This is a genomic window from Mesorhizobium sp. B263B2A, assembly GCF_020165775.1.
In the GTDB taxonomy this organism is placed as follows: domain Bacteria; phylum Pseudomonadota; class Alphaproteobacteria; order Rhizobiales; family Rhizobiaceae; genus Mesorhizobium; species Mesorhizobium opportunistum.
Genome location: NZ_JAIUIU010000003.1, coordinates 278437 through 304837, shown reverse-complemented (window position 1 = coordinate 304837; position 26401 = coordinate 278437). Strand labels below are relative to the sequence as shown.

The 26401-nt window shown below is 63.8% G+C and carries 22 protein-coding genes; 12 read left to right on the top strand and 10 right to left on the bottom strand.

The genetic code is table 11. The features are described 5' to 3' along the window. Positions 1-16 precede the first annotated feature (16 nt). From LB568_RS08720 to tpiA, 4 genes are all read right to left on the bottom strand, one after another. The gene (locus tag LB568_RS08720) at positions 17-1654 is read right to left on the bottom strand and encodes a CTP synthase (RefSeq protein WP_140569518.1); all 1638 of its coding nucleotides are present in this window, start codon (positions 1652-1654) and stop codon (positions 17-19) included. A 265-nt stretch (positions 1655-1919) separates the two neighbouring features. Continuing rightward, on the bottom strand, positions 1920-3047 hold the full coding sequence (locus LB568_RS08715) for a L,D-transpeptidase (protein ID WP_224729867.1): 1128 nt from the start codon (positions 3045-3047) through the stop codon (positions 1920-1922). Positions 3048-3259: 212 nt separating this feature from the next. Then, on the bottom strand, positions 3260-3727 hold the full coding sequence (secG, locus tag LB568_RS08710) for a preprotein translocase subunit SecG (RefSeq protein WP_224729866.1): 468 nt from the start codon (positions 3725-3727) through the stop codon (positions 3260-3262). A 167-nt stretch (positions 3728-3894) separates the two neighbouring features. Continuing rightward, positions 3895-4665 (bottom strand): triose-phosphate isomerase, encoded by a 771-nt coding sequence (gene tpiA / locus LB568_RS08705; protein WP_013895394.1) that lies wholly within the window; start codon positions 4663-4665, stop codon positions 3895-3897. Between the two features lie 143 nt (positions 4666-4808). Between tpiA and LB568_RS08700 the strand changes: the two genes are divergently transcribed. Genes LB568_RS08700 through glp form a run of 5 tightly spaced genes read left to right on the top strand, consistent with a single transcriptional unit; the run spans position 4809 to position 10214 of the window. Then, entirely contained in the window at positions 4809-6701 is a 1893-nt protein-coding gene (locus LB568_RS08700) for a SurA N-terminal domain-containing protein (RefSeq protein ID WP_140569513.1), read from the top strand. Continuing rightward, positions 6698-7708, top strand: a complete 1011-nt coding sequence (gene trpD, locus LB568_RS08695) for an anthranilate phosphoribosyltransferase (RefSeq protein ID WP_224729865.1) — start codon at positions 6698-6700, stop codon at positions 7706-7708. The genes LB568_RS08700 and trpD overlap by 4 nt, the downstream gene beginning before the upstream one ends. 3 nt (positions 7709-7711) lie before the next feature. Beyond that, positions 7712-8524, top strand: coding sequence for an indole-3-glycerol phosphate synthase TrpC (gene trpC / locus LB568_RS08690; protein WP_224729864.1), 813 nt, complete (start codon positions 7712-7714; stop codon positions 8522-8524). Positions 8525-8526: 2 nt separating this feature from the next. Then, positions 8527-9009, top strand: coding sequence for a cyclic pyranopterin monophosphate synthase MoaC (gene moaC, locus LB568_RS08685; protein WP_013895390.1), 483 nt, complete (start codon positions 8527-8529; stop codon positions 9007-9009). After that, positions 9009-10214 carry a gephyrin-like molybdotransferase Glp gene (gene glp / locus LB568_RS08680; RefSeq protein ID WP_224729863.1) on the top strand — a complete coding sequence of 402 codons (1206 nt, stop codon included), beginning with the start codon at positions 9009-9011 and terminating at the stop codon, positions 10212-10214. Before moaC ends, glp begins: the two co-directional genes overlap by 1 nt. Positions 10215-10259: 45 nt before the next feature. Here glp and LB568_RS08675 read toward each other — a convergent pair whose 3' ends face one another. Beyond that, positions 10260-11090 carry an alpha/beta hydrolase gene (locus LB568_RS08675; protein WP_224729862.1) on the bottom strand — a complete coding sequence of 277 codons (831 nt, stop codon included), beginning with the start codon at positions 11088-11090 and terminating at the stop codon, positions 10260-10262. A gap of 309 nt (positions 11091-11399) precedes the next feature. Between LB568_RS08675 and LB568_RS08670 the strand changes: the two genes are divergently transcribed. Together LB568_RS08670 and kynA are read left to right on the top strand one after the other, a co-directional pair. Then, positions 11400-13025 carry an AMP-binding protein gene (locus tag LB568_RS08670; protein WP_224729861.1) on the top strand — a complete coding sequence of 542 codons (1626 nt, stop codon included), beginning with the start codon at positions 11400-11402 and terminating at the stop codon, positions 13023-13025. After that, the gene (gene kynA / locus LB568_RS08665) at positions 13022-13858 is read left to right on the top strand and encodes a tryptophan 2,3-dioxygenase (protein ID WP_263496958.1); all 837 of its coding nucleotides are present in this window, start codon (positions 13022-13024) and stop codon (positions 13856-13858) included. The genes LB568_RS08670 and kynA overlap by 4 nt, the downstream gene beginning before the upstream one ends. 4 nt (positions 13859-13862) lie before the next feature. Here kynA and kynU read toward each other — a convergent pair whose 3' ends face one another. Genes kynU through LB568_RS08645 form a run of 4 tightly spaced genes read right to left on the bottom strand, consistent with a single transcriptional unit; the run spans position 13863 to position 17881 of the window. Then, positions 13863-15110, bottom strand: coding sequence for a kynureninase (gene kynU, locus LB568_RS08660; protein ID WP_224729860.1), 1248 nt, complete (start codon positions 15108-15110; stop codon positions 13863-13865). 18 nt (positions 15111-15128) lie between these two features. Then, positions 15129-16052 (bottom strand): ABC transporter permease, encoded by a 924-nt coding sequence (locus LB568_RS08655; protein ID WP_140569498.1) that lies wholly within the window; start codon positions 16050-16052, stop codon positions 15129-15131. 5 nt (positions 16053-16057) lie between these two features. Then, complete coding sequence (locus tag LB568_RS08650; RefSeq protein ID WP_013895383.1) at positions 16058-16837, bottom strand: ABC transporter ATP-binding protein; 780 nt, start codon at positions 16835-16837, stop codon at positions 16058-16060. Positions 16838-16894: 57 nt separating this feature from the next. Then, positions 16895-17881: an ABC transporter substrate-binding protein gene (locus LB568_RS08645; RefSeq protein WP_013895382.1), complete on the bottom strand. Its 987-nt coding sequence runs from the start codon at positions 17879-17881 to the stop codon at positions 16895-16897. Positions 17882-18007: 126 nt separating this feature from the next. Between LB568_RS08645 and LB568_RS08640 the strand changes: the two genes are divergently transcribed. The 3 genes from LB568_RS08640 (at position 18008) to lexA (ending at position 20904) form a co-directional block, all read left to right on the top strand. Next, on the top strand, positions 18008-18805 hold the full coding sequence (locus tag LB568_RS08640; protein ID WP_013895381.1) for a GntR family transcriptional regulator: 798 nt from the start codon (positions 18008-18010) through the stop codon (positions 18803-18805). Continuing rightward, positions 18802-19776, top strand: a complete 975-nt coding sequence (locus LB568_RS08635) for a pyridoxal-phosphate dependent enzyme (protein WP_013895380.1) — start codon at positions 18802-18804, stop codon at positions 19774-19776. The genes LB568_RS08640 and LB568_RS08635 overlap by 4 nt, the downstream gene beginning before the upstream one ends. Positions 19777-20151: 375 nt before the next feature. Further along, the gene (gene lexA / locus LB568_RS08630) at positions 20152-20904 is read left to right on the top strand and encodes a transcriptional repressor LexA (protein WP_013895379.1); all 753 of its coding nucleotides are present in this window, start codon (positions 20152-20154) and stop codon (positions 20902-20904) included. On the opposite strand, the gene LB568_RS08625 is transcribed toward lexA, so the two are convergent. Next, positions 20898-23351, bottom strand: coding sequence for a ComEC/Rec2 family competence protein (locus tag LB568_RS08625; RefSeq protein ID WP_224729859.1), 2454 nt, complete (start codon positions 23349-23351; stop codon positions 20898-20900). The genes lexA and LB568_RS08625 overlap by 7 nt on opposite strands. 103 nt (positions 23352-23454) lie before the next feature. On the opposite strand from LB568_RS08625, the gene gltX reads away from it, so the two are divergent. Further along, positions 23455-24879, top strand: coding sequence for a glutamate--tRNA ligase (gene gltX / locus LB568_RS08620; protein WP_224729858.1), 1425 nt, complete (start codon positions 23455-23457; stop codon positions 24877-24879). A 185-nt stretch (positions 24880-25064) separates the two neighbouring features. Next, the gene (gltA, locus tag LB568_RS08615; protein WP_013895376.1) at positions 25065-26393 is read left to right on the top strand and encodes a citrate synthase; all 1329 of its coding nucleotides are present in this window, start codon (positions 25065-25067) and stop codon (positions 26391-26393) included. The last annotated feature ends 8 nt before the right edge of the window (positions 26394-26401 follow it).

The window sequence follows — 26401 nt, the reverse complement described above, 5'->3', positions numbered from 1 at the left end:
TCTCGCTCGACGGCGTCTAGACGAGGCGCGACTGCTCGACCGCCGCCTCGATGAAGCTGGCGAACAGCGGATGCGGATCGAGCGGCCGGCTCTTCAGCTCGGGGTGATACTGGACGCCGATGAACCAGGGATGGTCGGGATACTCGACCGTTTCCGGCAGCACGCCGTCAGGCGACATGCCGGCAAACACCAGGCCGCAATCCTCGAGCCGCTCCTTGTAGTCGACGTTGACCTCGTAGCGATGGCGGTGGCGCTCGGAAATCTGCGTATCGCCATAGATGTCGGCGATCTTCGAGCCCTTGGCGAGTTCGGCCTGATAGGCGCCGAGCCGCATCGTGCCGCCGAGATCGCCGGTTTCGCGGCGCTTCTCCAGCATGTTGCCTTTCAGCCATTCGGTCATCAGGCCGACGACCGGTTCCTCGGTCGGGCCAAACTCGGTCGAGGATGCATTGTCCACGCCGGCTAGCGAACGCGCCGCCTCGATGCAGGCCATCTGCATGCCGAAGCAGATGCCGAAATACGGCACCTTGCGTTCGCGCGCGAACTTCGCCGCCAGGATCTTGCCTTCCGAACCGCGCTCGCCGAAACCGCCGGGAACCAGGATCCCATGCACCTTTTCCAGCCATGGCGTCGGATCTTCCTTTTCGAAGATCTCGCTCTCGATCCAGTCGAGCTTGACCTTGACATGGTTGGCCAGGCCGCCATGCGAGAGCGCCTCGATCAGCGATTTGTAGGCGTCCTTGAGGCCGGTGTATTTGCCGACGATGGCGATGGTCACCTCGCCTTCCGGATTGTGGATGCGGTCGGACACCTTCTGCCAGGGTTCCATGCGCGGCTTCGGCGCCGGATCGATGCCGAAGGCGGCCAGCACTTCCGAATCGAGCCCTTCCTTGTGATAGGCCATCGGCACGTCGTAGATATGCGGCACATCGAGTGCCTGGATGACGGCGCTTTCCCTGACATTGCAGAACAGCGACAGCTTGCGGCGCTCTTCCTTGGGAATGGCGCGGTCGGCGCGCACCAGCAGGATGTCGGGCGCGATGCCGATGCCGCGCAGTTCCTTGACCGAATGCTGGGTCGGCTTTGTCTTCAGCTCGCCCGCCGTCGGAATGTAGGGCATCAAGGTCAGGTGCACGTAGACGGCGTTGTTGCGCGGCAGGTCGTTGCCGAGCTGGCGGATCGCCTCGAGGAACGGCATCGCCTCGATGTCGCCGACCGTGCCGCCGATCTCGCACAGCACGAAATCATAATCGTCATTGCCGTTGAGGACGAAATTCTTGATCTCATCGGTCACATGCGGAATGACCTGCACGGTTGCGCCGAGATAATCGCCGCGCCGCTCGCGCTCGATGATGTTCTTGTAGATGCGGCCGGTGGTGATGTTGTCCTGCTGATTGGCCGAGCGGCCGGTGAAGCGCTCGTAGTGGCCAAGATCGAGATCGGTCTCGGCACCGTCATCGGTGACGAACACCTCGCCGTGCTGGTACGGCGACATCGTGCCGGGATCGACATTGAGGTAAGGGTCGAGTTTTTTGATGCGTGCGCGATAGCCTCGCGCCTGCAGGAGAGCCCCAAGGGCCGCTGCGGCTATGCCTTTTCCAAGTGAGGAAACCACGCCGCCTGTGATGAATACATATCGCGCCATGGGAGTCATCGCTTAACGCGGCCGGATTGATTCCGCCAGAGAAAAAACCGCCGCGAAGGCTTTTTCCCAAAAAGGCGCTCGGACCATGATCCCGAAAAGTGGAATCCGGTTTTCTCGGACAAACGGGTTTCGGTTTGTCCGGACAAACGGTTTCGGTTTGTCCAGACAAACGGTTTCGGTTTGTCCAGGGATCACGACCGAACAGGCTTGGTCGTGAGCAAGGCAAAACAAAAGGGCCGGCTGAGCCGGCCCTTTCGGCATGATGGTGGAAACGTCAGATGATGACGACTCTGGTACCGACCCTGACGCGGCTGTAAAGGTCCATGACGTGCTCGTTCATCATGCGGAAGCAGCCATTGGAGGCGCTGGTTCCGATCGACTGCGGCGCGATGGTGCCATGGATACGCAGATGCGTGTCCTTCTTGCCGTCATAGAGATAGATGGCGCGTGCGCCGAGCGGGTTCTGGCCGCCGCCGGGCATGCCGTCCTTGTACTGGGCGTAGTGCTTCGGTTCGCGCTTCTGCATGTCCAGCGTCGGGATCCAGCGCGGCCATTCCTGCTTGTCGCCGACGGCGACCGTGCCCTTGAACTGCAGGCCTTCACGGCCGACCGCGATGGCGTAGCGACGCGCGGTGGTCGATGATTCGACCAGATAGAGCCGGCGCGCACTGGTGTCGATGACGATGGTGCCGGCATCGTAGCCCGTGAATTCCACGTCCTGAGGCACGAATTCCGGCTTCACCTTGAACGGCTTCTTGGCGTTCTTCTGGGCAAGCGCCGAGTCGAGCGCGCGCGTCTCGGGCAGATAGCTGATCGAGGAGCCGGATGACGAGGTCCCGCCGAACAGGCCGGCGAACAGACCACCGCTCGGCTGCTTCTGGCCGCCGATGACCTCGCTGCGCAACTCGCCATTGTTGCCGGTCAACGCGACGTTCATGGCCTCGGCCGGGAGCGGCTCGGCCGACTGGATCGGCGCGATCGGTTCAATCGGCTCAATGACCTTGACGGTCTTCTTGGCCGGCTTGGCTTCGGCCACTTCAGTGGCAGAGGCACTTTGGCCCCTTTTTGCCAGGAAGTCTTGGCGTGCGGCCTCGGCCCGGGCCTTGGCCGCTTCGCGCATCGCCAGTTTCCTGGCTTCAAGCACCTTGGCCTTGGCGTCTTCCTTGTTGGCAACGATCTTGGCCTCGATCTTCTTGATCTGGGCGAGATCGTCCGGCGTCGGGTTTTTCTTCTTCTTGAGAAGCCTCAACTGCGCCGCATCGCTCTTGACTGCGATGTTGATGGCGTCGGTCCTGTCGACCGACTGATTGGCGGCCATATTGGCCGGCATGCCGGCCAAAGCCGGGGAACTGAGGCCGAGTGCGGCGCAAAGTCCCAGGAAAATGAAGCTGCGAAGCTGCATGGCGAAGATCCGATCGTTCAATGCTGGTTGCCCACGGCGTCGCCCGGCGTCCCCCAAGGACACCGAAAATGCCGCGTGCAATCTATAGTCGAATAAATGCGGATGCCTCAAGCGCGAGGCAGCACCACTACCCGTCGAATCTTCGTGATCGCGCAGCATTTGCCGCGACTGTGATCAAACGATCACAGATCGCGGTTTGGAGCGAGCGGAAGTTACTGGTTCGGGACCTGGGGGGCGGTGTTGGTGGTGCCATTGCCTGCCGGCGGCGTCGAGCCGGCGGCCGGCGCGGTGGCCGGAGCCTTTGCCGGAGGCGTCGTCGCGGCATCGTTGCCGGATGGCGGCGTCGGCGTGGCGTTGCCGGCGGGTGCCGGGGTGGTCGTGCCGGGCAATTGGTTGAGCACGCCCTTGCCGGCTTCACCCGATGTCGCGGGAACGCGGTCGAGGATATCGATCGGCTTCTCGCCGTAGCGGGCAATGATCGACAAGGTCAGCGATGTGACAAAGAACGCAGCCGCCAGGATCGCAGTCGCGCGGGTCAGCGCGTTGGCAGCGCCACGCGCGGTCATGAAGCCCGATCCGCCACCAATGCCAAGGCCGCCGCCTTCGGAGCGCTGCAGCAGCACCACGCCGACAAGGGCGAGCACGACCATGAGATGGATGACGATCAGTACGGTTTGCATAGTTTATCCTGGCAAGGCCTTGCCCGGCCGCGAACACGACCGGTGAATTGGAGGCGGCTCAATACAATGCTTTCACGGCATTTCCAAGCCCGTGGCCGGAATATGGGAAGCAACGCCACCTTTGCAACGAATTTGGACGCGCCGCGACGCGTCCATCGTCGCAAATCTCATCCTGAAATGCTGCGATAGGCTTCCGCGATAGCAAGGAAATCCGCCGCTTTCAGGCTGGCGCCACCGACCAGCGCGCCATCGACATTCCTGACACCCAGCAGTTCAACCGCGTTGGATGGCTTGACCGAGCCGCCATAGAGAATGCGCATTTTGGCGGCTACGGCGCCGAGCTTTTCCGCCAGCTTTTCGCGGATATGCGCATGCGCTTCGGCAACGTCGGCCGCGGTTGGCGTCAGGCCGGTGCCGATCGCCCATACCGGCTCATAGGCAATGACGGTGTTGGACGGAGTGGCGCTTGGCGGCACCGAGCCGGCGACCTGGCGCGACAGCACCTCCAGCGTGGCTCCAGCCTCGCGTTCCTGCTGTGTCTCGCCGATGCAAACGATGGCCACGAGCCCGGCGCGCCATGCGGCGGTGGCTTTGGCCTGGACCGTCGCATCGTCCTCGCCGCGTTGTTCGCGGCATTCGGAATGGCCGACGATGACGTGGCTCGCGCCGGCATCCTTCAGCATCTCCGCCGAGATGCAGCCGGTGTAGGCGCCGCTTTCCTTGGCGTGGCAGTCCTCGCCGCCGGCATGGACCGGCGTGCGCGAAAGAATCTCCGCGGCATGGGAAAGCAGCGTCGCGGGAACGCAGACCAGGGCTTCGGTTTCCGCATCGAGCCCGCTCATGAACCCGTTGCCGATCATCCTGAGTTCGTTCAGCGAGGCACTGGTGCCGTTCATTTTCCAGTTGCCGGCGACGAGCGGGCGAATTCCTGGCGTCATGGTCTGCTTCTCCGGGCAATATCTGGCTCTGGCCCTCACTACCAAAATCAGGCCACAAAGCAATCGACAGTGGACCGGAAGGGCGCTATTGCGCTTGTTTCAGACTCGGCGCATGCGAAAATGCGCATAAATCGGAAGTAACCATGCTTGGTACATTGAGAAGCGCGGCGGGTACCTGGGTCGCGAAGACACTGCTTTCGCTCCTGGTGGTCAGTTTCGCCGCCTGGGGCATTTCCGGGCGCCTGATGGGCGGCTTTGCCGGCCACGATTCGGTGATAACCGCCGGCGGCACCAAGGTGTCGATCAACGAATACCGCCTCGCCTACGATCGCCAGCTGGCCGTCATGTCGCAGCAGTTCGGCCAGCGCCTGACCCACGAACAGGCCAAGGGGCTCGGCATCGACAACCAGATCCTGGCTCAGCTCGTTTCCGGCGCCGTTCTCGACGAACAAGCAAGGAAACTGGGGCTCGGCCTGTCCAAGGACAGGCTGGCGGAACTGACACGCGAGGATCCGGCCTTCAAAGGCCCAAGCGGCCAGTTCGACAGAAGGACGTTCGAATACATGCTGCACGAGGTCGGCATGCGGCCCGAGGATTATCTGAAGAACCGCGCCCAGGTGGCGGTGCGCCAGCAGATCGTCGAGGCGGTCTCGGACGGTCTCAAGGCGCCGGACACTTTCTTCAAGGCGGTCGCGCTCTATCGCGGCGAGGACCGCACGGTCGACTATCTGACATTGCCAAAGGCGCTCGTCGAGCCGATCGAGGCGCCGAGTGACAGCGTGCTTCAGGCCTATTTCGAGGCCAACAAGAAAACCTACGCCGCGCCTGAATACCGCAAATTCTCCTACGTTCGCCTCGAACCGGTGGACATCATGGATACGACCGCCGTCACCGACCAACAGGTCAGCGACGACTACAACAAGAACAAGGCGCGCTACACGACGCCCGAAATGCGCACCATCGAGCAGCTTGTGTTCAAGACGCCGGACGCGGCCAAGGCCGCGCTTGATTCGCTCAAGGCGGGCGCCACCTTCGACAAGCTTGTCGCGGCCGAAGGCAAGACGCCGGCCGACACGTTGCTCGGCACGCTCGCCAAGGACAAGATCGCCGACAAGGCGGTCGCCGACGCGGCCTTCGCGCTCAACGCCAACGAGGTCAGCCCGGTCGTCCAGGGCGCCTTCGGTCCGGTGCTGCTGCGCGTCACCGAGATCAAGCCGGAAGTGGTGAAGCCGCTGGCAGAAGTGTCGGACCAGATCCGCAAGGACCTGGCGCTTGGCGAGGCAAGCCGCATTCTTTTGGATGTGCACGACAATTACGAGGACACTCGCGCCTCCGGCAGTTCGCTGGCCGACGCGGCGGCCAAGCTGAAGCTCAAGGACATCACGATCGACGCCATCGATCGCTCAGGCCTCAGGCCGGACGGTTCGATCGTCAAGGACCTGCCGGAATCGCCGGAGCTGATCAAGGCCGTCTTCGATGCCGAACCCAACACTGAAAACGACGGGCTGACCACGGCGGACAATGGCTTCATCTTCTATGAGGTCGGTTCGGTCACGCCGGCTCGCGACCGGACGCTGGATGAGGTCCGCAAGAAAGTCGTCGCCGACTGGACGGCCGCCGAGACCACCAAGCGCCTCGCCGCCAAGGCGGACGAACTCGAAAAGCGGCTCAAGGCCGGCGCCACGCTGGACGTCATCGCCGGTGAGCTCAAGCTGGAGAAGCAGACCAAGCGCGGTCTGAGGCGTGAAGCCGACGATGCGGACTTCGGCAAGGAAGGCGCTGCTGTGATGTTCGGCGTCGGCGAAGGCGGCACCGGGTTGATCCCCTCGCCCACCGGCGACGGACAGATCCTGTTCAAGGTCGCCGAAGTGTTCGAACCAGCGGGGGCCGATGCCAGCTCGGTACCGGAGGACGCGCAGAAATCCTTCACCTCCGGCATGTCGGACGATCTGCTCGACCAATTGGTGGCGCAGTTGCAGACGCAGTACGACGTCCGCGTCGACCAGGCCGCCGTCGCCCAAGCCTCGACAAGATGAGCGCGCTGAAAACCCATATCGCCAAGGTCGCGACCGGCAGCGCGCTTTCCTTCGAGGAAGCGCGCGAGGCCTTCGACATCATCATGTCGGGCGACGCGACTCCCGGGCAAATAGGCGGCTTCCTGATGGCGCTGCGCGTGCGCGGCGAGACGGTGAGTGAGATATCCGGTGCCGTCGCCACCATGCGCGCCAAGATGCTTCGCGTCGAGGCGCCGCCAGGCGCGATCGATATCGTCGGCACCGGCGGCGACAATTCCCATAGCGTCAACATTTCGACAGCCTCGGCTTTCGTCATTGCCGCCAGCGGCGTCCCGGTCGCCAAGCACGGCAATCGCGGCCTGTCCTCGCTGACCGGCGCCGCCGATGTCCTGGTCGCGCTTGGCGTCAAGATCGACCTCTCGCCCGAGTTCATCGGCCGTTGCATCCAGGAGGCGGGCGTCGGCTTCATGTTCGCACCCGCGCACCATCCGGCGATGAAGCATGTCGGCCCGACCCGGGTCGAGCTCGGCACCCGCACCATCTTCAACCTGCTCGGGCCCCTCTCCAATCCGGCCAGCGTCAAGCGACAGATGGTCGGCGTGTTTCTGCCGGAATGGGTCATGCCGGTGGCCGAGACGCTGAAGGCGCTGGGCACCGAACATGCCTGGGTCGCCCACGGCGATGGCTATGACGAGATCACCACCACCGGCGAGACGCAGGTCGCCGAACTGGTTGGCGGCGAAATCCGCAGCTTCACGCTGACCCCGGAAGAGGTCGGGCTGAAGCGCCATACCAAGGACGATCTCCGGGGCGGCGACGCCGCCTACAACGCCAGTGCGTTGCGCGATATGCTGGGCGGAGCTGCCGGCGCCTATCGCGACACCGTGCTGATGAATGCCGGCGCCGGGCTGGTGATTGCGGGCAAGGCGACGACGCTTGGCGACGGCATCGCGCTCGCCGCGCAGGCCATCGACAGCGGCCGCGCCTTGCAGGTGCTTGACCGGCTGGTCGAAATCTCGAACGGGTGAACCGTGTCTGACATTCTGCGCAAGATCGAAGCCTACAAGCGAGACGAGATCGCCGCCGCCAAGGCACGCGCGCCGCTGGCGGAGATCAAGGCACGAGCCAAGGATGCCGACGCACCGCGTGGTTTTCTCGCCGCACTCGAGGCGAAGCGCAGATCCGGCAACTTCGCCCTGATCGCCGAGATCAAGAAGGCGAGCCCGTCCAAAGGGCTGATCCGGGCCGATTTCGATCCGCCGGCATTGGCGCAGGCCTATGAAAAAGGCGGCGCCGCCTGCCTTTCCGTGCTGACCGATGCACCGTCCTTCCAGGGCGCGCCGGAATTTCTCACCAAGGCACGGGCAGCCACCGCCCTGCCCGCGCTGCGCAAGGATTTCCTGTTCGATCCCTATCAGGTCTATGAGGCCCGCGCCTGGAGCGCGGACGCCATCCTGATCATCATGGCCAGCGTCGACGATGCCTTGGCGAGCGAATTGGAAGCGACCGCATTCGAACTCGGCATGGATGCTTTGATCGAGGTGCATGATGAGGCCGAGACGCAGCGTGCGGTAAAATTGTCATCGCGGCTGATCGGCATCAACAACCGCAATCTCAGAACATTCGAAACCAGTCTTAAGACCTCGGAGCGGCTGGCGCCGATGGTGCCGGGCGACCGGCTGCTGGTCAGCGAGAGCGGTATCTTCACACATGACGATTGCCTCAGGATGCGAAAGACCGGCATCGGCACCTTCCTCGTCGGCGAAAGCCTGATGCGGCAAGAGGATGTCACCGCGGCGACGCGCCTGCTTTTGACGGGCAAGGCGTTGACTGAGGTCATCTGACGATGGCGGCCGCGCTCACCCATCTCGGCGCGCAAGGCGAGGCCAACATGGTCGATGTCGGCGACAAGCAAGAGACGACCCGCACCGCGATCGCCGAGGGTTTCGTCTCGATGCAGCCCGAAACACTGAAAACCATCCTCGCCGGCAACGCCAAGAAGGGTGACGTGCTCGGCACCGCGCGCATCGCCGGCATCATGGCGGCGAAGAGGACGCACGAGCTTGTTCCGCTCTGCCATCCGCTGCTCTTGACCAAGGTTTCCGTCGACATCGAGCCGGACCACGCCCTGCCTGGGCTGAAAGTCACCGCTCTGGCGCGCGTGACCGGCAAGACAGGCGTCGAGATGGAAGCGCTGACCGCCGCTTCCGTGGCCTGCCTGACCATTTACGACATGGCGAAAGCTGTCGACCGCGCCATGGTCATTTCCGGCATCAGGCTGGTCGAAAAGACCGGCGGCAAGTCCGGCGACTACAAGGTGGGCGCCTGATGGCACTGCTTCCGGTCGCCGAGGCGCTCGAGCGCCTGCTTGACGGCGCAGCACCCTTGGCTGGCGAAAGCGTTTCTCTTTTCGAGGCGATCGATCGCGTGCTGGCGGAGCCGGTCGTGGCGCTTCGCACCCAGCCGCCTTTCAACGCCTCGGCGATGGACGGTTATGCGGTGCGCGCCGCCGACATGGCCTCGGTGCCATCGAAACTCTCGGTGATCGGCATGGCGCCGGCCGGGCGTGGCTTTGACGGTACGATCGGCAAGCGCCAGGCGGTACGCATCTTCACCGGCGCGCCGCTGCCTGATGGCGCCGACACCATCGTCATCCAGGAAAATGTCCGCGATCTCGGCGGCGGCGATATCGAAGTGATCGAACCCACCGCCGAGGGACGCAACATCCGCCGCACCGGCCTCGACTTCGCGACAGGCGATGTGCTGCTGCAAAGAGGCCGGGTGCTGGATCCGGCGGCGCTTTCCCTGACCGCATCGGCAAATCATCCCCGGATAAGCGTGGTGAAGAGGCCGCTGGTCGCCATCATTGCCACCGGGGACGAGCTGCTGGCGCCCGGCAGCGAGCTCGGGCCGGACCAGATCATCTCATCCAACGCCTATGGCGTCGCCGCGGCGGCGCAATCGGTCGGCGCTCGCGCGCTCGATCTCGGCATTGCCGCCGACCGCAAGGACGCAATCGCGGCATTGGTCAGGAAAGCTGTCGCCGCTGGCGCCGATGTCATCGTCACGCTGGGTGGCGCCTCGGTCGGCGACCACGATTTGATCCATGACGTGCTGACCGGCGAAGGCATGACGCTCGGTTTCTGGAAGATCGCCATGCGCCCCGGCAAGCCACTGATGTTCGGCCGCCTCGGCGACATCAGATGCATCGGCCTGCCCGGCAACCCGGTGGCAAGCCTGGTCTGTTCGCAATTGTTCCTGAAGCCGCTTCTGGCAAGGCTTGGCGGCCGCAATTATCGCCAGGACGTTCGCCAGGCCAGACTGGGCGCCGCAATGGCGGCCAATGACCTGCGCCAGGATTATGTACGGGCGGTGGTCAGGGAAGACGATGGCGGACTGGTGGCGACGCCATTCAGTATCCAGGATTCCTCGATGCTGCGGATGCTGGCCGACGCCAACGGGCTGGTCGTGCGCGCGCCCTTTGCCCCCGCATCCACTGCCGGTGACACCTGCAACGTGCTGATGCTACGCTGAAGAATAGCCATATAAGCTGCTGATATAGGTCCAAAAAGATCTCGGCTATTCCGAGATCAAGAGCCGCGTCAGCGGATGCGCCGGATCGGCAAGCCCGTCGACAATGTCATAGTGATGCCGATCTGGTTCGACCACGGCGCTAGTCGTGGCGCCAAGGCCGGTCCAGATGTTGGCCAGCAGCGCATTCTGGCGCAGGAATTCGGAACGCTCGCCGCCGCCGGTCCAGCAGGTGATGCGAGCGCCATCCATGGGCCGCAGCAGGGCCGGGCTTTCAGTCAGCGCCTCATGCTCGTCGATTGCCAGCGCCTCGTTCATGCCGGTACGCATCAGCGGACGCAGGTCATGCAGGCCCGAAATCGAAACGACATGGCCTATGCGCCTTGCCACGTCGGCGGCCAGCGGCGTGGTCGTGGTCACCATTCGGGTGGCGAGATGGCCGCCGGCCGAATGGCCGGTCAGCATCAGCGGTCCTTCGACCATTGCCGCTGCTTTGCCGATCGCCGCGCCGATCTCGCTGACGATGCCGGCGATGCGTATGTCCGGGCACAGTGTATAGGACGGCATCGCGACGGCGAAGCCGCTGCTGACCGCGCCCTTGGCGAGGTGCGACCAGCCGCTCTTGTCGGACTCCAGCCAGTAACCGCCATGGATGAACACCACGAGCCCCCTGGGAACGGCATCGGGCAGGAAAAGATCGAACCGGTTGCGCGGTCTATCGCCATAGGCGATATCGAACCTCGCCCGGCCTTGCGCCGACAGCGCATCGCGAAACGCTTGCGCCGGTTCCGCCCACGCGGCCGGCCACCGGTCGCTACCGGCGATATTCGCGCCGTTGGCGTAGGCATTGTTCCAATCGGCAATGCGATGTTCGATCATCGGCACCCTCCCCCGAAGCGGCATCGTTTCAGCGCTACCAATGGCGGCCACCATGCCACGCGTCAATGCTCCAGGGCAAAACATTTTAGGCTTGAAACAAATTTCGACTGGTGCGATCCTGCCTGCGCAACAGTTGGCAAAATGGGAGGTCTGCTGTGCTCTATCTCGGATGCCCATCTTTTCCGATGGCATGGTCGAGCAGGTGCAGCCGGCAGCACGAAACCTCCACGAAAGACAGGAACGACAGATTAACCGCCTTCGGCCAGATGCCTCGCGCATTGGCCAGGCAGCACATAGGATAGCGGCGAGATGCTTGGGCCTTCAGCGCATATCGACACGTTCACGCGCGACCACCTGCCGCCGCCGGAACAATGGCCCGATATCCTGCTCGACGGTTTTGATTATCCTGAACACCTCAACGCCGGTGTCGAACTGACCGACAGGCTGGTGCAGAAGGGGCTTGGTGACCACACCGCCCTGATCGGCAATGGCCGCCGCCGCACCTACAAGGAACTGTCCGACTGGACGAACAGGCTGGCGCACGCGCTGGTCGAGAATTATGGCGTCAAGCCGGGCAACCGGGTGCTGATCCGCTCCGCCAACAACCCTGCCATGGTCGCCTGCTGGCTGGCCGCCACCAAGGTCGGCGCCGTGGTCGTCAACACCATGCCGATGCTGCGCGCCGGCGAGCTTTCCAAGATCGTCGACAAGGCCGAGGTCACCATCGCGCTCTGCGACACCAGGCTGATGGACGAGATGACGGCCTGCGCCAAGGACAGCGCGTTCCTGAAACAGGTCATCGGCTTCGACGGCACCGCCAACCATGATGCCGAGCTCGATCGTGCCGCGCTCGACAAGCCGGTGACCTTCACCGCCGTCAACACCGGCCGCGACGATGTCGCCCTGCTCGGCTTCACCTCGGGCACGACAGGCGTGCCGAAGGCGACGATGCATTTCCACCGCGACCTCCTGATCATCGCCGACGCCTATGCCCGTGAAATCCTGCAGGTGACGCCCGACGACATCTTCGTGGGCTCGCCGCCGCTCGCCTTCACCTTCGGCCTGGGCGGGCTTGCCATCTTTCCCCTGCGCTTCGGCGCCGCGGCGACGCTGCTGGAACAGGCGACGCCGCCCAACATGATCCACATCATCGAAACCTACAAAGCGACCATCTCCTTCACCGCGCCGACCGCCTACCGCGCGATGCTGAAGGCCATGGACGAAGGGGCGGACCTGTCGTCGCTGCGCGTCGCCGTATCGGCGGGCGAGACATTGCCGGCTCCGGTCTTCGAGGAGTGGACGAAGAAGACCGGCAAGCCGATCCTCGACGGCATCGGCGCCACCGAAATGCTGCACATCTTCATCTCCAACCGTTTCGACGACATGAAGCCTGCATCGACCGGCAAACCGGTAGGCGGCTACGAGGCGCGCATCGTCGACGACGAGATGCGTGAAGTGCCGCGCGGAACGACCGGACGGCTTGCGGTGCGTGGACCGACCGGTTGCCGCTACATGGCCGATGACAGGCAAAAGGACTATGTCCGCGACGGCTGGAACCTCACCGGCGATACCTTCACGCAGGACGAAGACGGTTTCTTCCATTTCGCCGCCCGCTCCGACGACATGATCGTCAGCGCCGGCTACAACATCGCCGGACCGGAGGTCGAGGCAGCGCTGCTGTCGCATCCTGATGTCGCCGAATGCGCTGTCATCGGCGCCGGTGATGCCGAGCGCGGCCAGATCGTCGAGGCGCATGTCGTACTGGTGCAAGGCGTGGCGCCGGACGCGTTGACCGTCAAGCGCCTGCAGGACCACGTCAAGGCCACCATCGCACCTTATAAATACCCGCGATCGGTGAAATTCATCGCCGCGCTGCCCAAGACCCAGACCGGGAAGATCCAGCGCTTCCGGCTGCGCACGGAGACCGTCAATTGAGCGAGCCCTACGATCCAGCGTCGGAAGGCGCCCAGATGTCGTTCAAGGAACGCATGTCCTACAGCGACTATCTGCATCTGGAGAAAGTGCTGGAGGCGCAGACGCCGCTGTCGTCGGCGCATGACGAAATGCTGTTCATCATCCAGCACCAGACCTCCGAGCTTTGGATGAAGCTCGCTTTGCACGAAATCGGTGCCGCGATCCGTTCCATCCGTGCCGACCGGCTCGAGCCCAGCTTCAAGATGCTGTCGCGCGTCGCTCGGATCTTCGAGCAGTTGAACAATGCCTGGGACGTGCTGCGCACGATGACACCCAGCGAATACACCGAGTTCCGCGATGCGCTCGGCCAGTCCTCGGGCTTCCAGTCCTGGCAATATCGCGCCATCGAGTTCATGGCCGGCAACCGCAACCTTGCAATGCTCGGGCCCCACAAGCACCGGCCGGACCTCAGCGGTAAGCTGGAGGCGATCCTGGCGGAGCCATCGCTCTACGACGAAGCGCTGCTGCTTCTGGCGCGCAACGGGTTCGACATCGGCGCCGACGCCGGGCGAACCGACTGGCGTGAAACCCGGACCGAGAATGAGGCGGTTCTGGTCGCATGGCAGACCGTCTATCGCGACCCGCAGCGCTACTGGATGTTTTATGAATTGGCCGAGAAGCTGGTCGATTTCGAGGACTATTTCCGGCGCTGGCGTTTCAACCATGTCACCACGGTCGAGCGCATCATCGGCCTGAAACGCGGCACCGGAGGCACATCGGGCGCCTCCTATCTCAAGAAGATGCTGGAGGTCGTGCTGTTCCCGGAACTCTGGACGGTCCGCACCCGGCTCTAGTTTCTCAAGTCACCGCCGTCTTGACCGCAAATCGCGCCTCTTTCCAAGCTTCAGTGCGCAAAATGTCCTCCAGCACCTCGACCGCCTGCCAGACGTCCCTGTAGCCGACATAGAGCGGCGTGAAGCCGAAGCGGATGGTCGACGGCGCCCGGAAATCGCCGATCACGCCACGCTCGATCAAGGCCCGCATCACCTGGTAGCCATGCGGATGCATGAAGGAAATCTGGCTGCCGCGCCGATTGCCGTCCCGCGGGCTCTCCAGTTCGAGGCCATAGGCGCCGCATCTGGTCTCGACAAGCCGGATGAACAGGTCGGTCAGCGCGATGCTTTTCGTGCGCACCGCGGCCATGTCGACATCGTCCCAGATATCCAGCGCCCCTTTCAGCGCCCGCATCGAAAGCACGGGCTGCGTGCCGCACAGGAAGCGGCGGATGCCGCTGCCGGCTGCAAAACCCTGTTCGAAGGCAAATGGCCGCGCATGGCCCCACCAGCCGCTGAGCGGTTGATGGACATCGTCGTGGTGGCGTTTGGCGGCGTAGATGAAGGCCGGGGCGCCCGGACCGCCATTGAGATATTTGTAGGTGCAGCCGATGGCGAAATCGGCATTGGCGCTGTCGAGTTCGACCGGCAAGGCGCCGGCGGTGTGGCAGAGATCCCAGACGATCAGCGCGCCGGCCTGATGGGCCCTGCGCGTCAGCGCGGCCATGTCACGCAATTGGCCGGATTTGTAATTGACGTGGTTGACCAAGATGACCGCGACGCGCTCGTCGATCAGCTCTTCAATGGTTGCCGCATCGACGCCTTCGAGCCTCAGCACGGTGCCCGGCCGCGTCGAGGCGACGCCTTCGGCCATATAGAGATCGGTCGGAAAGCTGTCGCCCTCGGCGACGATGACCGACCGGCCCGGCCGCATCCCGAGTGCGGCATGCAGCACCTTGTAGATGTTGATCGAGGTCGTGTCGCAGACCACCGTCTGGCCCGGGGCGGCGCCGATCAGCCGGCCGAGCTGGTCGCCAAGCGCGACCGGCATATCGAACCAGCCGGCGGTGTTCCAGGCACGGATCAGATCCTGCGCCCACTCTTGCGTCGCGGCCTTCTGCAGCTCGTTGAAAACCGCAGGCGCTGCGGCGCCGAGCGAATTGCCGTCGAGGTAGATCACGCCTTCCGGCAAGGTGAACCGGTCGCGCATGGCGCGCAGCGGATCCGCCGCATCCATGGCTTCGACGGCCGTGAGGTCGAGCGTTGCGTTCATGATTGGTGATGTCCTCGATTATTCACGAATGGCTTCGCGAGCCGGCGCGGGCCCCCGGCTGCGCTTGAGGCTGGGCAGAGCAAGCATGGCGAGCACGAACAGGCCCGTGGCAAGCTTCAAATCGGGAGGCGGCATGCCGGCGGCAAGGCAGAACGACACCAGCTGGTAATAGATGATCGCGCCGGCAAAGGGCGCCAGCAACTGGCGCCAGACGGTCTGCTTGCCGACAACCGCCTCGCCGATCATCAGCGCGGCCAGTCCGTTGATGAGGATGCCGAGCCCCATATTGACGTCGGCGAAGCCCTGCGACTGCACCATCAGCGCGCCGCTTGACGCCGAAAACGCGCTCGCCAGCCCGACGCCGCCGATGGTCGCCGCCCAGACATTGATGCCTTGCGCCTCGGCCATATCAGGATTGGCGCCCACGGCGCGCACCGCGGTCCCTTTCTCGGTCCTGAAGAACATGTAAAGCGCCACGAAGACGACGAGCGCCAGAAGGCCGGCGACGACGATCTTGCTGGCCGGAAAACCCGGCCGCGCGAACGGCACCCAGTCGAACACCGTGGGCGAGCCGAAGACGGAGAGGTTGGACTTGCCCATGATGCGAAGATTGATGCTGTAGAGCATCGTCATCATCAGGATACCGGCAAGCAGCGTGTGGATACGGAAGCGCAGATGGATGAAGGCGGTGCAGCAGCCCGCCGCGAAGCCCACGATGAATGCGACCAGGATGCCGGTCACCGGCTCTGCCCCGGCAGCCAGCAGCACGCCGCAGACGCAGCCGCCCAGTGGAAACGCGCCTTCGCTGGTGAGATCGGGAAAATTCAGCATGCGAAACGGGATCATGATGCCGAGCACGACGAAGGCCAGGATCAGGCTTTGCGCCAGGGTGACCGGCATGATCGAGATGAAGCTTGAGAGAACTTCCTGAATAAAGCCCATGGGGATCAGCTCGCCAACAACATGCGGTCGGTCTTGACGGAAAAATGGCCGATCAGATCGATAACCGTGACCCTAGCCTTTTCCTCGCCGGTGACTTCCAGCAGGACCCGGCCCGCGTCGAGCATGATCACCCGGCTGCCATAGTCCACGGCGTGCTGCATGTTGTGGGTCACCATCAGTGTGGTCAGCTTCAGCGCGCTGACGGCACGCACCGTGGCCTGCATGACGATCTCGGCCGTGCGCGGGTCGAGCGCCGCTGTGTGCTCGTCGAGCAAAAGCAAGTCTGGCGATCCGCCGACGGCCATGATCAGCGACAGGGACTGCCGCTGCCCGCCTGAGAGCAGGTCGACGCGCGTATCGAGACGATTTTCAAGGCCGAGGCCAAGTATGGACAGGCGCTCCTTATAGGAGGCGAGCCGTGTGGCGTTCAGCCCTTGCCGCAGGGTGCGCTTGTGGCTGCGCAGATCGGCCAGCAGCATGTTCTCCGCCACCGTCATGCTGGCGGCGGTGCCGCGCATCGGATCCTGGAACACCCGCGCCAATCTTGCGGCACGCTTGTGCACCGGCATATTTGTCACATCGGCGCCGTTGATCAGGATCTTGCCGGAATCGAGGATGAGCGCTCCGGAAATGGCATTGAGCATGCTGCTCTTGCCGGCTCCGTTGGAGCCGATGACGATGCCGAACTCGCCAGTCGCCAATGACAGGCTGAGGCCGTCCAGCGCGATCTTCTCGTCGGCCTGGCCCCTGTAGAATACTTTGCGCGCGGATCGGATCTCGAGCATCGTTCCTCCCTGACCTGAGGGTGACGGCGCCCCTGCCGTCACCCTTCAGTCCCGATATCAGTCGACGATGCAGCCGCAATCGGCCATCGAAGCCGGTATCTCGATGCCGAACGCGGCCATCGCCTTGCGGGAAATCGTTGCCATGTGGTCCTTGTAGGCCGGGCGCGACGGCGCGATCGTCTTCGGATCCTTGCCCTTGAGGATCTCGGCGGCGATGTTGCCGGCGTTGACGCCGACCTGCGTGTAATTGACCGCGAAGCTCGCCGGTACGGTGCCGTTGCGGACCGCGCTGTCGTCGGCGTTGACGACAGGGATGCCGGCCTGGCGGGCGGCCGCGGAGACGGCGGCGATCGCCGGCTGGATCAGGTTCGAGGTCGGGCCGTAGATCACGTCGGCCTTGCCGGCGAGCGATGCGATGCGCTGCTGGATGTCATTGACGTTGTCGATACCGACTTCCACGACTTCGAAGCCGGCAGCGGGCGCCGCCGCCTTGATCTTCTCGATCAGGGCAACGTCGTTGGCCTCGCCCGGATTGTAAGGCACGCCGAAACGCTTGGCGTTCGGCAGAAGCTTCTTGGTGAAGGCCATCACCGCGGCGACGTCCTGCAGATCGGTGGCGCCGGTCATGCCTTCGTCGCCTGCGTCCCACGACGGCACCAGCTTGGCCGCCACCGGGTCGGTGACCGCGGCAAAGACGATCGGAATGCCGGAGCCGGCGAGCGCCTTCTTGGCGATCTGCGAGACCGGCGTGGTGATGGTGTAGATCAGCTTGGGCTGCTCGGCCTGCAGCTTGGCGATCATCTGCGGCACCAGCGATGCATCGAAATTAGTATGGCTCTCTGTGTAGACGACGTCCTTGCCCTCGACGAAGCCATTGTCCGTCAGCGCCTTCTTGAAGCCGGCTATGGCGGCGTTCAATTGCGGATGCTCGCCGAAATTGGCGATGCCGATACGGATCTGATCGGCCGCGGCGCTCCCGGCGCTGACCATCAATGCGCCTGCCAGAGCCAATCCCGACAGCCATGCGGATTTCGACTTCAACATCATTTCCTCCCAGATTTGATCAGCGCCGCCTCGGGGCACCTCCAGCGATCATGGTCAGTCCATCGGCGCATGTCAAACATTATATATAATTCTTGCCATCACCAATCATCATATATAATTTCTCCAATGGCAGAGAACGAATGGATCGCGATGCAGGACCAGAAGAACTCCACCAAGACGGAAGCCGCCTACCAGCTTCTGCGGCGCGATATCCTCACCACCCGTCTCATGCCGGGCGCCCCGCTCAAGCTCAGCGCCCTGCGCGGCATCTATGGAGTTGGCTGGACGCCGCTGCGCGAAGCATTGTCGCGCCTCGAAGCCGAACGCCTGGTCACCGCCATCAGCAATCGCGGCTTCGCGGTCGCCCCCGTATCCCGGGCCGAACTTGAGGATCTGGCGCGCGCGAGGATGGTCGTCGAGATACCGCTCTTCCAGGAATCGATGGAGAAAGGCGGCCGGGAGTGGGAAGACGCGGTTGTCACCGCGCACTACCGGCTCGCCCGCTGCAAGACCGCGGTGGACGACCCATCGGATGCCGCCGTCGACCAGTGGGACGAGAACCACGAGGCTTTTCATGCCGCGCTGCTGAGCGCTGCGACATCCAGCTGGCTGTTGCGGTTTCGCTCGACGATCTCGGACCAGCTGCGCCGGCACCATCGCTTTCTTGGGCTGGCGCCGACATTGCGGGCGGCGGCCGGCCTCAAGGACGGCTACGAAGAGGCCATGAACGCGCTGCGCGAGGCGATGGCGATCGAGCACCACACGGCGATCATGGAAGCCGCCCTGGACCGCGACGTCGAGCGGGCAAAAGCGCTGATGACGGCCCACATCGGTTATACGCTGCACGTCTATGTCCACAGCGAGGACGGCGACGCGAACAAGGACGTCGCGCGCGCCGGCAGCTTGAAAGCGGTTGCCGGATGATCTCGGCACCTCCGCATCGTCCGACGCTTGACGAGATTGCCGAAGCCCGCGATCGGCTGGCCGCCTGGCTGCCGCGCACCCCGCTGCTGCGCCTCGATCTTGGCCGTGCCGACCAGCGGATATTCCTCAAGCTCGAGACCCTGTCGCCGATCGGCGCCTTCAAGCTCAGGCCGGCGCTCAATACCTTGCTTTGTCGTGACGCCGATGAACTCAGGCACGGTGTTGCGACCGTCAGTTCGGGCAACATGGCCTATGGGTTGGCCTGGGCGGCACGGGCTCTTGGCGTTCCGATGGCCGCCTACATGTATGCCGGCGCGCCGCAGACCAAGATCGACGGTGTCCGCCGTCTTGGCGGCGAGGTGCGCTTTGTCTCCCACGAGACCTGGTGGCGCTACATCACCGCGATCGAGCGGCCCGACATTGACGAACTTCTCATCAATCCCGTCACCGATCAGGCGGTGTTGGCTGGCAACGGCACCATCGGCCTCGAGATTGTCGAGGATCTGCCGGAGGTCGATTTCGTGCTGACGCCATATGGCGGCGGCGGCATGACGACCGGCGTTGCAAGTGCGCTCAAGGCCCTTCGTCCGCAGGCGAGGGTCTTTGCCGTCGAGGACGAGAACGCGGCGCCGGTCACCGCCGCACTGGCGGCCGGACGTATTGTCGAGATCGAGACACGGCCCTCCTTCATCAAGAGCATTGGCGGTCCCTCCCTGATCCCCGAGCTATGGCCGTTGGCGAACCAGCTCATCGACGGTGCCATCGCCGTCAGCCTGCAACAGGTGACGGAGGCCATGCGGCTCCTGTTCTCGAAGGCCAAGGTCGTCGCCGAGGGCGCGGGCGCCGCCTCGCTGGCCGCGGCTCTCAGCAGTGAGCGGGCGACCGGCAACGTCGTCTGCGTCATCTCCGGCGGCAATATCGATGCGGAATTCTATGCGCAGGTGCTGGCCGGTGCGATCCCGCCAGCCTGATCCCGTACCTGCTTCCGAACCGGCGATTGTTGGCGTTTTGATTTCGTTTCGTTCACGGCAGGCAAGCCGATCGCAAGCGCCGAAATCGGCCTCGACGGGCTCTGCCGTCGGCTGATGCCGAGCCATGTCGCAAGACAGGCCACAGGCTATTAACCAAACATTTCAATGCGGGCGACGGGCGGCAACGGGCGAAAAACCCCGATTTCCGGCCTGTCCGGGCCGCAAATGATTTCGGCTCTCTTACCAAATTCACTAAACTTTAAACGGTTGCAGAACACAACTGGAACAGATAGTGTTTGTTCTGGGTTTGTTTTTCGATTCTGGATCAGAACCATTCTGGATCAAAACCCTTGTCCAGATGCCTTGGGGGCCGCCATGCTGACACGCAAGCAACATGAACTCTTGATGTTCATTCATGAACGGCTCAAGGAAAGCGGTATTCCGCCCTCCTTCGACGAGATGAAAGAGGCGCTCGACCTCGCCTCCAAATCAGGGATCCATCGCTTGATCACGGCGCTGGAGGAACGCGGCTTCATTCGCCGGCTGCCCAACCGGGCGCGTGCGCTGGAAGTGCTGCGGCTGCCGGATTCGATCGCGCCGGGCCTCAACGCGGCAAAGAAGTTCTCGCCAAGCGTCATCCAGGGGAGTCTCGGCCAAGGCGGTCTCGGTCAGGGCAGCCTCGGCCGCCAGATCAAGCCGGCACCGTCGCGCTTTGCCGCTGCTGGCAACGACGACGATGCGGTTCCAGCGGTGTCCATCCCGGTCATGGGTCGCATCGCCGCCGGTGTGCCCATCGATGCCATCCAGCATCAGACGCATACCATCTCGGTGCCGCCGGACATGATCATGGGCGGCGAGCACTATGCGCTGGAAGTCAAGGGCGACTCGATGATCGAGGCCGGCATCTTCGATGGCGACACGGTCATTATCCGCAACGCCGATACGGCGAGCCCGGGCGAGATCGTCGTGGCGCTGGTCGACGAGGAGGAAGCGACCCTGAAGCGGTTCCGCCGCAAGGGTGCTTCGATTGCGCTTGAAGCCGCCAATCCGGCCTACGAGACGCGCATCTTCGGGCCGGACAGGGTCAAGGTGCAGGGCAAGCTGGTTGGGCTGATCAGGCGCTACTGAGCCGGCACGGCACTTGGCTTGTCAGGTTTGCGATAGGGCTCCAGGCCTCTCGCCTCGCGCGAAAACTTTCGCTGCGCGTGCCAGGGCCGATACGGGCTGTCCACCGCGAAGCTGATGGTTGGCGGACCGGTGGCCGATTGGCGGTCGAAGAAGATGGCCGCACTGCCCTTGCGGGCGAGCTGCCGTTTGGTAACGACGAGAACCAGCGGATTGTGGCAGGCATCGTAGGCCGTCGCGTCATTGACGATGATCAGGTCGGCGAAGCCACAGGCCTTCCAGGTATCCTTGCGGTCTTCGACATGCGCTATGATCGCACCGGACGGGTGCCTGGCGAGACAGACACCGTCTGTGCAATAGAACGGCGCTCCCGGCGGGAGATTGACGGCATCAGCAATATCGAATTGTCCATCCGCCTTGTCGAATATTTCCGGCAGGATGATGGTTTCGGATCTCAGCGCGCGCTTCCAGTTGTCGACCGTGAATTCGTTCGGCCGGGCCCGGTTGACGGCGAGTTCGCCATCGCCGATCGGCAGCGCAACCAGCCGCGCGTCTTCCGAGACCAGCACATCCGGCGTGCGCGTATCGGACACCGTCAGCAGGCCGGCGATAGCGAATGGAAGCGCTGCAAGCCGCAGCCACGTCGTCGCCATCGTCGCGATGACCAGGGCAATCGTCACCAGCAGCACGGATTGCTGTGAGATAAGCCCGACCGCATCGACCGGAGAGCGTTCCGATATCCATGCCGAAACGGCGATCATCGCGGTCAGGCCCTTGCCCATCAGGTAAAGGGATGGCGCATCCAACCCGAACGGCATCAGAAGCGCGCTGGCAACGGCCAGGAACATCACGACTGAGACGATCGGCATGACGGCCAGATTGGCGAACAGGCTGAGCGGCGACACCCGCTGGAAATGCCAGATGGCAAACAGCGCCGTGGCGCTGCCGGCGATGATTGAGGTCATGGCCAATCCGCCTGTCGCCAGCAGGAATTTTCTGGTCAGGAAACCGGGCAAGGATCGCTTCGGCGGCGGCGGTCTGGTCTTTCCCGCACGGTGATCCGCCCAGCCGGCATAGGCTCCAACCAGGGCCGCGGTCGCGGCGAACGACATCTGGAAGCTCGGGCCGACCACCTCATGCGGGGAAACCAGGATGACGGCGATCGCCGAGATCGCCAGATTGCGCATGGTTAGAGCCGCGCGATCGAACAGGACGGCAATCAGCATCACCGCCAGCATGATGAAGCTGCGCTCGGCGGCGACGACGACGCCGGAGATGACGAGATAGGCGGCGATCGACAAAAGTGCGGCCGCGGCCGCGTATTTCTTCACCGGCCGGCGCGCGGAAAAGTCGGGGAACAACGCGAAGGCGCCGCGCAGCAGACCCATGATGGTGCCGGCGACCAGCGCCATGTGCAGTCCCGAAATGGAGATGATGTGATAGATGCCGGTGCGCCGCATCGCTTCGTTGATTTCGTCGGGGATGCCGGCGCGCACGCCGACGATCAACGCCGCCGCGATCTCGCCTTCGGCGCCGCCGACGCTGCCCCTGATATGGTCGGCAATGGCTTCGCGGGCGTTTTCTATCGCTGAGGAAAGGCGGGCCGACAGCGGCATGCCACCGTCATCGGCCGCAACGACTTTCGGATTGCCGAGAAAGAACCCGCTGCCGCCGATGCCGGCGAAATAGCTGTCGAAGGAGAAATCGTAGCTCTCCGGCCGCACCGGACCGGTTGGCGGCAACAGCTTGGCGTAGCCCGTGACAAGGGAGCCGGCGGTCATTTCCGGCGGTATCTTGCGTGCCGAAAGCCGAACGCGTTCCGGCGCGTAGCGCAGTTTCGGCCGGGCGGTCGACGTCACGTCGATGGTCAGCCGGATACGGCCGGTCTCCATCTCTTCGATCGAGACCACGCGGCCGCTCAGTTGCGTCGAGATTTCCGAGCCCAGCATCTGGGTTCCCGTGCGCCACGTCTCGACCTTGGCGGCGAGCAAGCCAAGCGCGCACAGCAATGCCGCCGTCATGCACAGATGGGTTTTCGGCCACGAGCGCGAGACAATCGCCAGGAAGCCCATGAGGGCCACCACCGCGACAGGCCTGGCGAAGTCCGGTTCGACGGTCAGCGAAAAATAGCCGATCGCGCCGATTGCAAGGCAAACCGGCACCAGCAGGAAGCCAATGCCGCGGTCAAGCTCCAGCTCCGCCGCCGCAGTGATGCCGTTGCGGAGGCGCGGCAATGACAGCCGGCCGAGTTGCCGGCGCACACGCACGATCCTGCCGGCCGGTGACGGAACTGGGGCGGGGATATCCGGTAGCGACTGCTTGCCTGAACCCGGCACGAGAGGCGATTGCGTCGGCAACTCGGCCGGCAGCGGCATCGCAAACAAGGACCGCTCGCTGACGCCAACAACTGCGTCCTCGCCCTGATCCGAGCCCCGGCTTCGTCCAGCCATCGGGTCTGCCCCTTGCACCCCTGACGCCCTATGGTACATGAACGCGCGACGCGCGAAAGTCCCCGCACCCCACACCCCGCTTCAGACGCTTCCCGAGAGTTCAATGTCCGACAAGGTCGTCACCCGTTTTGCCCCCTCGCCCACCGGCTACCTGCACATCGGCGGCGCGCGCACGGCGCTGTTCAACTGGCTGTATGCAAAGCATACCGCCGGCACGATGCTGCTGCGCATCGAGGACACCGATCGCGAGCGTTCGACCGAGGCGGCGACGGCCGCGATCCTGGACGGCCTCACCTGGCTCGGTCTGGGCTGGGATGGCGACGCGGTTTCGCAGTTCGAGCGCGCGCCGCGACACCGCGAGGTGGCCGAGGAGCTGGTGCGCCTGGGCAAGGCTTATTACAGCTACGAGACCCCCGCCGAACTCGAGGCGATGCGCGAGGCAGCGCGCGCCAAGGGCCTGCCGCCGCGCTACAACGGCCAGTGGCGCGATCGTGATCCGTCCGAAGCCCCGCCCGGCGTCAAGGGCGCAATCCGTGTCAAGGCGCCGACGGAGGGCGAGACCGTGGTGCACGACCGCGTGCAGGGCGAGGTGCGCTTCCCCAACAAGGATCTCGACGACTTCATCATCCTGCGCTCCGACGGCAACCCGACCTACATGCATGCCGTCGTCGTCGACGATCACGACATGGGCATCACCCACATCATCCGTGGCGACGATCACCTGACCAATGCCGCCCGCCAGACCGTGATCTACAACGCCATGGGTTGGGATGTGCCGTCGATGTCGCACATCCCGCTGATCCATGGCGCCGACGGTGCCAAGCTGTCGAAGCGGCACGGCGCGCTTGGCGTCGAGGCCTACCGCGCCATGGGCTACCTGCCGGAAGCACTGCTCAACTACCTGGCGCGCCTGGGCTGGAGCCACGGCGACGACGAGATCATGTCGATCAAGGACATGGTGTCCTGGTTCGACATAGGCGACGTCAACAAGGGCGCGGCCCGTTTCGATTTCGCCAAGCTGGAGGCGATCAACGGCGCCCATATGCGCCGCATGGCCGATGCCGAACTGTTGGACATCTTCATCGCCACCCTGCCCTATCTCGAGGGTGGCCCGGCGATGGCCGCGCGCCTCGACGACCGCAACAAGGCGCAGCTGCTGGCAGCGCTGCCCGGCCTGAAGGAGCGCGCCAAGACGCTGGTCGAGCTCGTCGACGGCGCCGCCTTTCTGTTTGCCACGCGGCCGCTGCCGATCGACGACAAGGCGGCGCTCCTGCTCAACGACGATGCCCGCAGGATCCTGCGCGGCGCTCACGAAGCTTTGAACGCGCTGTCGGGCGCTGGCCGGGCCGGGGCGGGGGCGGCCGCGGTCCGCGACTACGCACTGGCCGGTGGTCACAAGCTTGGCGCCGTGGCGCAGCCTCTGCGGGCCGCCCTGACGGGCAAAAGCACCTCGCCAGGCGTGTTCGACGTGCTTGCCGTGCTGGGGCGCGAGGAGAGCCTGGCGCGCATAGCCGATCAAATCGATTAGGAGCAAACTGGCCCAAGAAGATTGGCATTGAAAGGCGGGTTTCGCAGTGCAACATTAGGCCCTGGCCCAATCTGGCACGCACCCTCCTGAAATGCGGTGGCGAATACGCGCATTGCGGTGATTTCGACGTGTCGCTCTGCAGAAATTTGCCTTTGCCGGCATGAGGAAACGAGAAGGAGTTTGCAATGACCGAAGCTGCGACAAAACTGGAATTTGGCGGCAAGACCCAAGAGGCCACGGCAAAGCTGGAATTCGGCGGCAAGACTCATGAGTTCAAGGTGCGAAGCGGTTCCGTCGGGCCCGACGTCATCGACATCGCTTCGCTCTACAGCACCACCGGTGCCTTCACCTACGATCCCGGCTTCACCTCGACGGCGAGCTGCGAGTCGGAGATCACCTTCATCGATGGCGATGCCGGCATTCTCCTGCATCGCGGCTACCCGATCGACCAGTTGGCCGAACACGGCGATTTCCTCGAAGTCTGCTATCTCCTGCTCTACGGCGAACTGCCGACCAAGGCGCAGAAGGACGATTTCGATTACCGCGTGACGCGCCACACCATGGTGCACGAGCAGATGTCGCGCTTCTTCACCGGATTCCGACGCGACGCGCACCCGATGGCGGTGATGTGCGGCGTGGTCGGCGCGCTGTCGGCCTTCTATCACGACTCCACCGACATCTCCGACCCGTACCAGCGCATGGTCGCCTCCATGCGGCTGATCGCCAAGATGCCGACGATCGCGGCCATGGCCTACAAGTACCACATCGGCCAGCCCTTCATTTACCCGAAGAACGATCTCGGTTTCGCGGCCAACTTCCTGCATATGTGCTTCGCCGTGCCGTGCGAGGAATACAAGATCAACCCGGTGCTGGCACGCGCCATGGAGCGCATCTTCATCCTGCATGCCGATCACGAGCAGAACGCCTCGACCTCGACCGTTCGCCTCGCCGGCTCTTCGGGCGCCAACCCTTTCGCCTGCATCGCGGCCGGCATCGCTTGCCTGTGGGGCCCGGCCCATGGCGGCGCCAACGAGGCGGCGCTCAACATGCTGGGCGAGATCGGCCATGTCGATCACATCCCGGAATTCATCGCCCGCGCCAAGGACAAGGACGACCCGTTCCGGCTGATGGGCTTTGGCCACCGCGTCTACAAGAACTACGATCCGCGAGCCAAGATCATGCAGAAGACGGCGCATGAGGTTCTGGGCGAACTCGGCATCAAGGACGATCCGCTGCTCGACATCGCCATGGAGCTGGAAAAGATCGCGCTGACCGATTCCTACTTCATCGAGAAGAAGCTCTATCCGAACGTCGACTTCTACTCCGGCATCACGCTGAAGGCGCTGGGCTTCCCCACCACCATGTTCACCGTGCTGTTCGCGGTCGCCCGCACCGTCGGCTGGATCGCGCAGTGGAAGGAAATGATCGAGGATCCGCGCCAGAAGATCGGCCGCCCGCGCCAGCTCTACACCGGTGCGCCGGAGCGCGACTACGTGCCGATCGCGAAAAGGTAGGGAATAGA

Excerpts from the sequence above, each read along its gene's own strand:
- LB568_RS08720 (WP_140569518.1), bottom strand. The coding sequence starts at position 1,654 with ATGACTCCCATGGCGCGATATGTATTCATCACAGGCGGCGTGGTTTCC.
- LB568_RS08715 (WP_224729867.1), bottom strand. The coding sequence starts at position 3,047 with ATGCAGCTTCGCAGCTTCATTTTCCTGGGACTTTGCGCCGCACTCGGC.
- secG (WP_224729866.1), bottom strand. The coding sequence starts at position 3,727 with ATGCAAACCGTACTGATCGTCATCCATCTCATGGTCGTGCTCGCCCTT.
- tpiA (WP_013895394.1), bottom strand. The coding sequence starts at position 4,665 with ATGACGCCAGGAATTCGCCCGCTCGTCGCCGGCAACTGGAAAATGAAC.
- LB568_RS08700 (WP_140569513.1), top strand. The coding sequence starts at position 4,809 with ATGCTTGGTACATTGAGAAGCGCGGCGGGTACCTGGGTCGCGAAGACA.
- trpD (WP_224729865.1), top strand. The coding sequence starts at position 6,698 with ATGAGCGCGCTGAAAACCCATATCGCCAAGGTCGCGACCGGCAGCGCG.
- moaC (WP_013895390.1), top strand. The coding sequence starts at position 8,527 with ATGGCGGCCGCGCTCACCCATCTCGGCGCGCAAGGCGAGGCCAACATG.
- glp (WP_224729863.1), top strand. The coding sequence starts at position 9,009 with ATGGCACTGCTTCCGGTCGCCGAGGCGCTCGAGCGCCTGCTTGACGGC.
- LB568_RS08675 (WP_224729862.1), bottom strand. The coding sequence starts at position 11,090 with ATGATCGAACATCGCATTGCCGATTGGAACAATGCCTACGCCAACGGC.
- LB568_RS08670 (WP_224729861.1), top strand. The coding sequence starts at position 11,400 with ATGCTTGGGCCTTCAGCGCATATCGACACGTTCACGCGCGACCACCTG.
- kynU (WP_224729860.1), bottom strand. The coding sequence starts at position 15,110 with ATGAACGCAACGCTCGACCTCACGGCCGTCGAAGCCATGGATGCGGCG.
- LB568_RS08655 (WP_140569498.1), bottom strand. The coding sequence starts at position 16,052 with ATGGGCTTTATTCAGGAAGTTCTCTCAAGCTTCATCTCGATCATGCCG.
- LB568_RS08650 (WP_013895383.1), bottom strand. The coding sequence starts at position 16,837 with ATGCTCGAGATCCGATCCGCGCGCAAAGTATTCTACAGGGGCCAGGCC.
- LB568_RS08645 (WP_013895382.1), bottom strand. The coding sequence starts at position 17,881 with ATGTTGAAGTCGAAATCCGCATGGCTGTCGGGATTGGCTCTGGCAGGC.
- LB568_RS08640 (WP_013895381.1), top strand. The coding sequence starts at position 18,008 with ATGGCAGAGAACGAATGGATCGCGATGCAGGACCAGAAGAACTCCACC.
- LB568_RS08635 (WP_013895380.1), top strand. The coding sequence starts at position 18,802 with ATGATCTCGGCACCTCCGCATCGTCCGACGCTTGACGAGATTGCCGAA.
- lexA (WP_013895379.1), top strand. The coding sequence starts at position 20,152 with ATGCTGACACGCAAGCAACATGAACTCTTGATGTTCATTCATGAACGG.
- LB568_RS08625 (WP_224729859.1), bottom strand. The coding sequence starts at position 23,351 with ATGGCTGGACGAAGCCGGGGCTCGGATCAGGGCGAGGACGCAGTTGTT.
- gltX (WP_224729858.1), top strand. The coding sequence starts at position 23,455 with ATGTCCGACAAGGTCGTCACCCGTTTTGCCCCCTCGCCCACCGGCTAC.
- gltA (WP_013895376.1), top strand. The coding sequence starts at position 25,065 with ATGACCGAAGCTGCGACAAAACTGGAATTTGGCGGCAAGACCCAAGAG.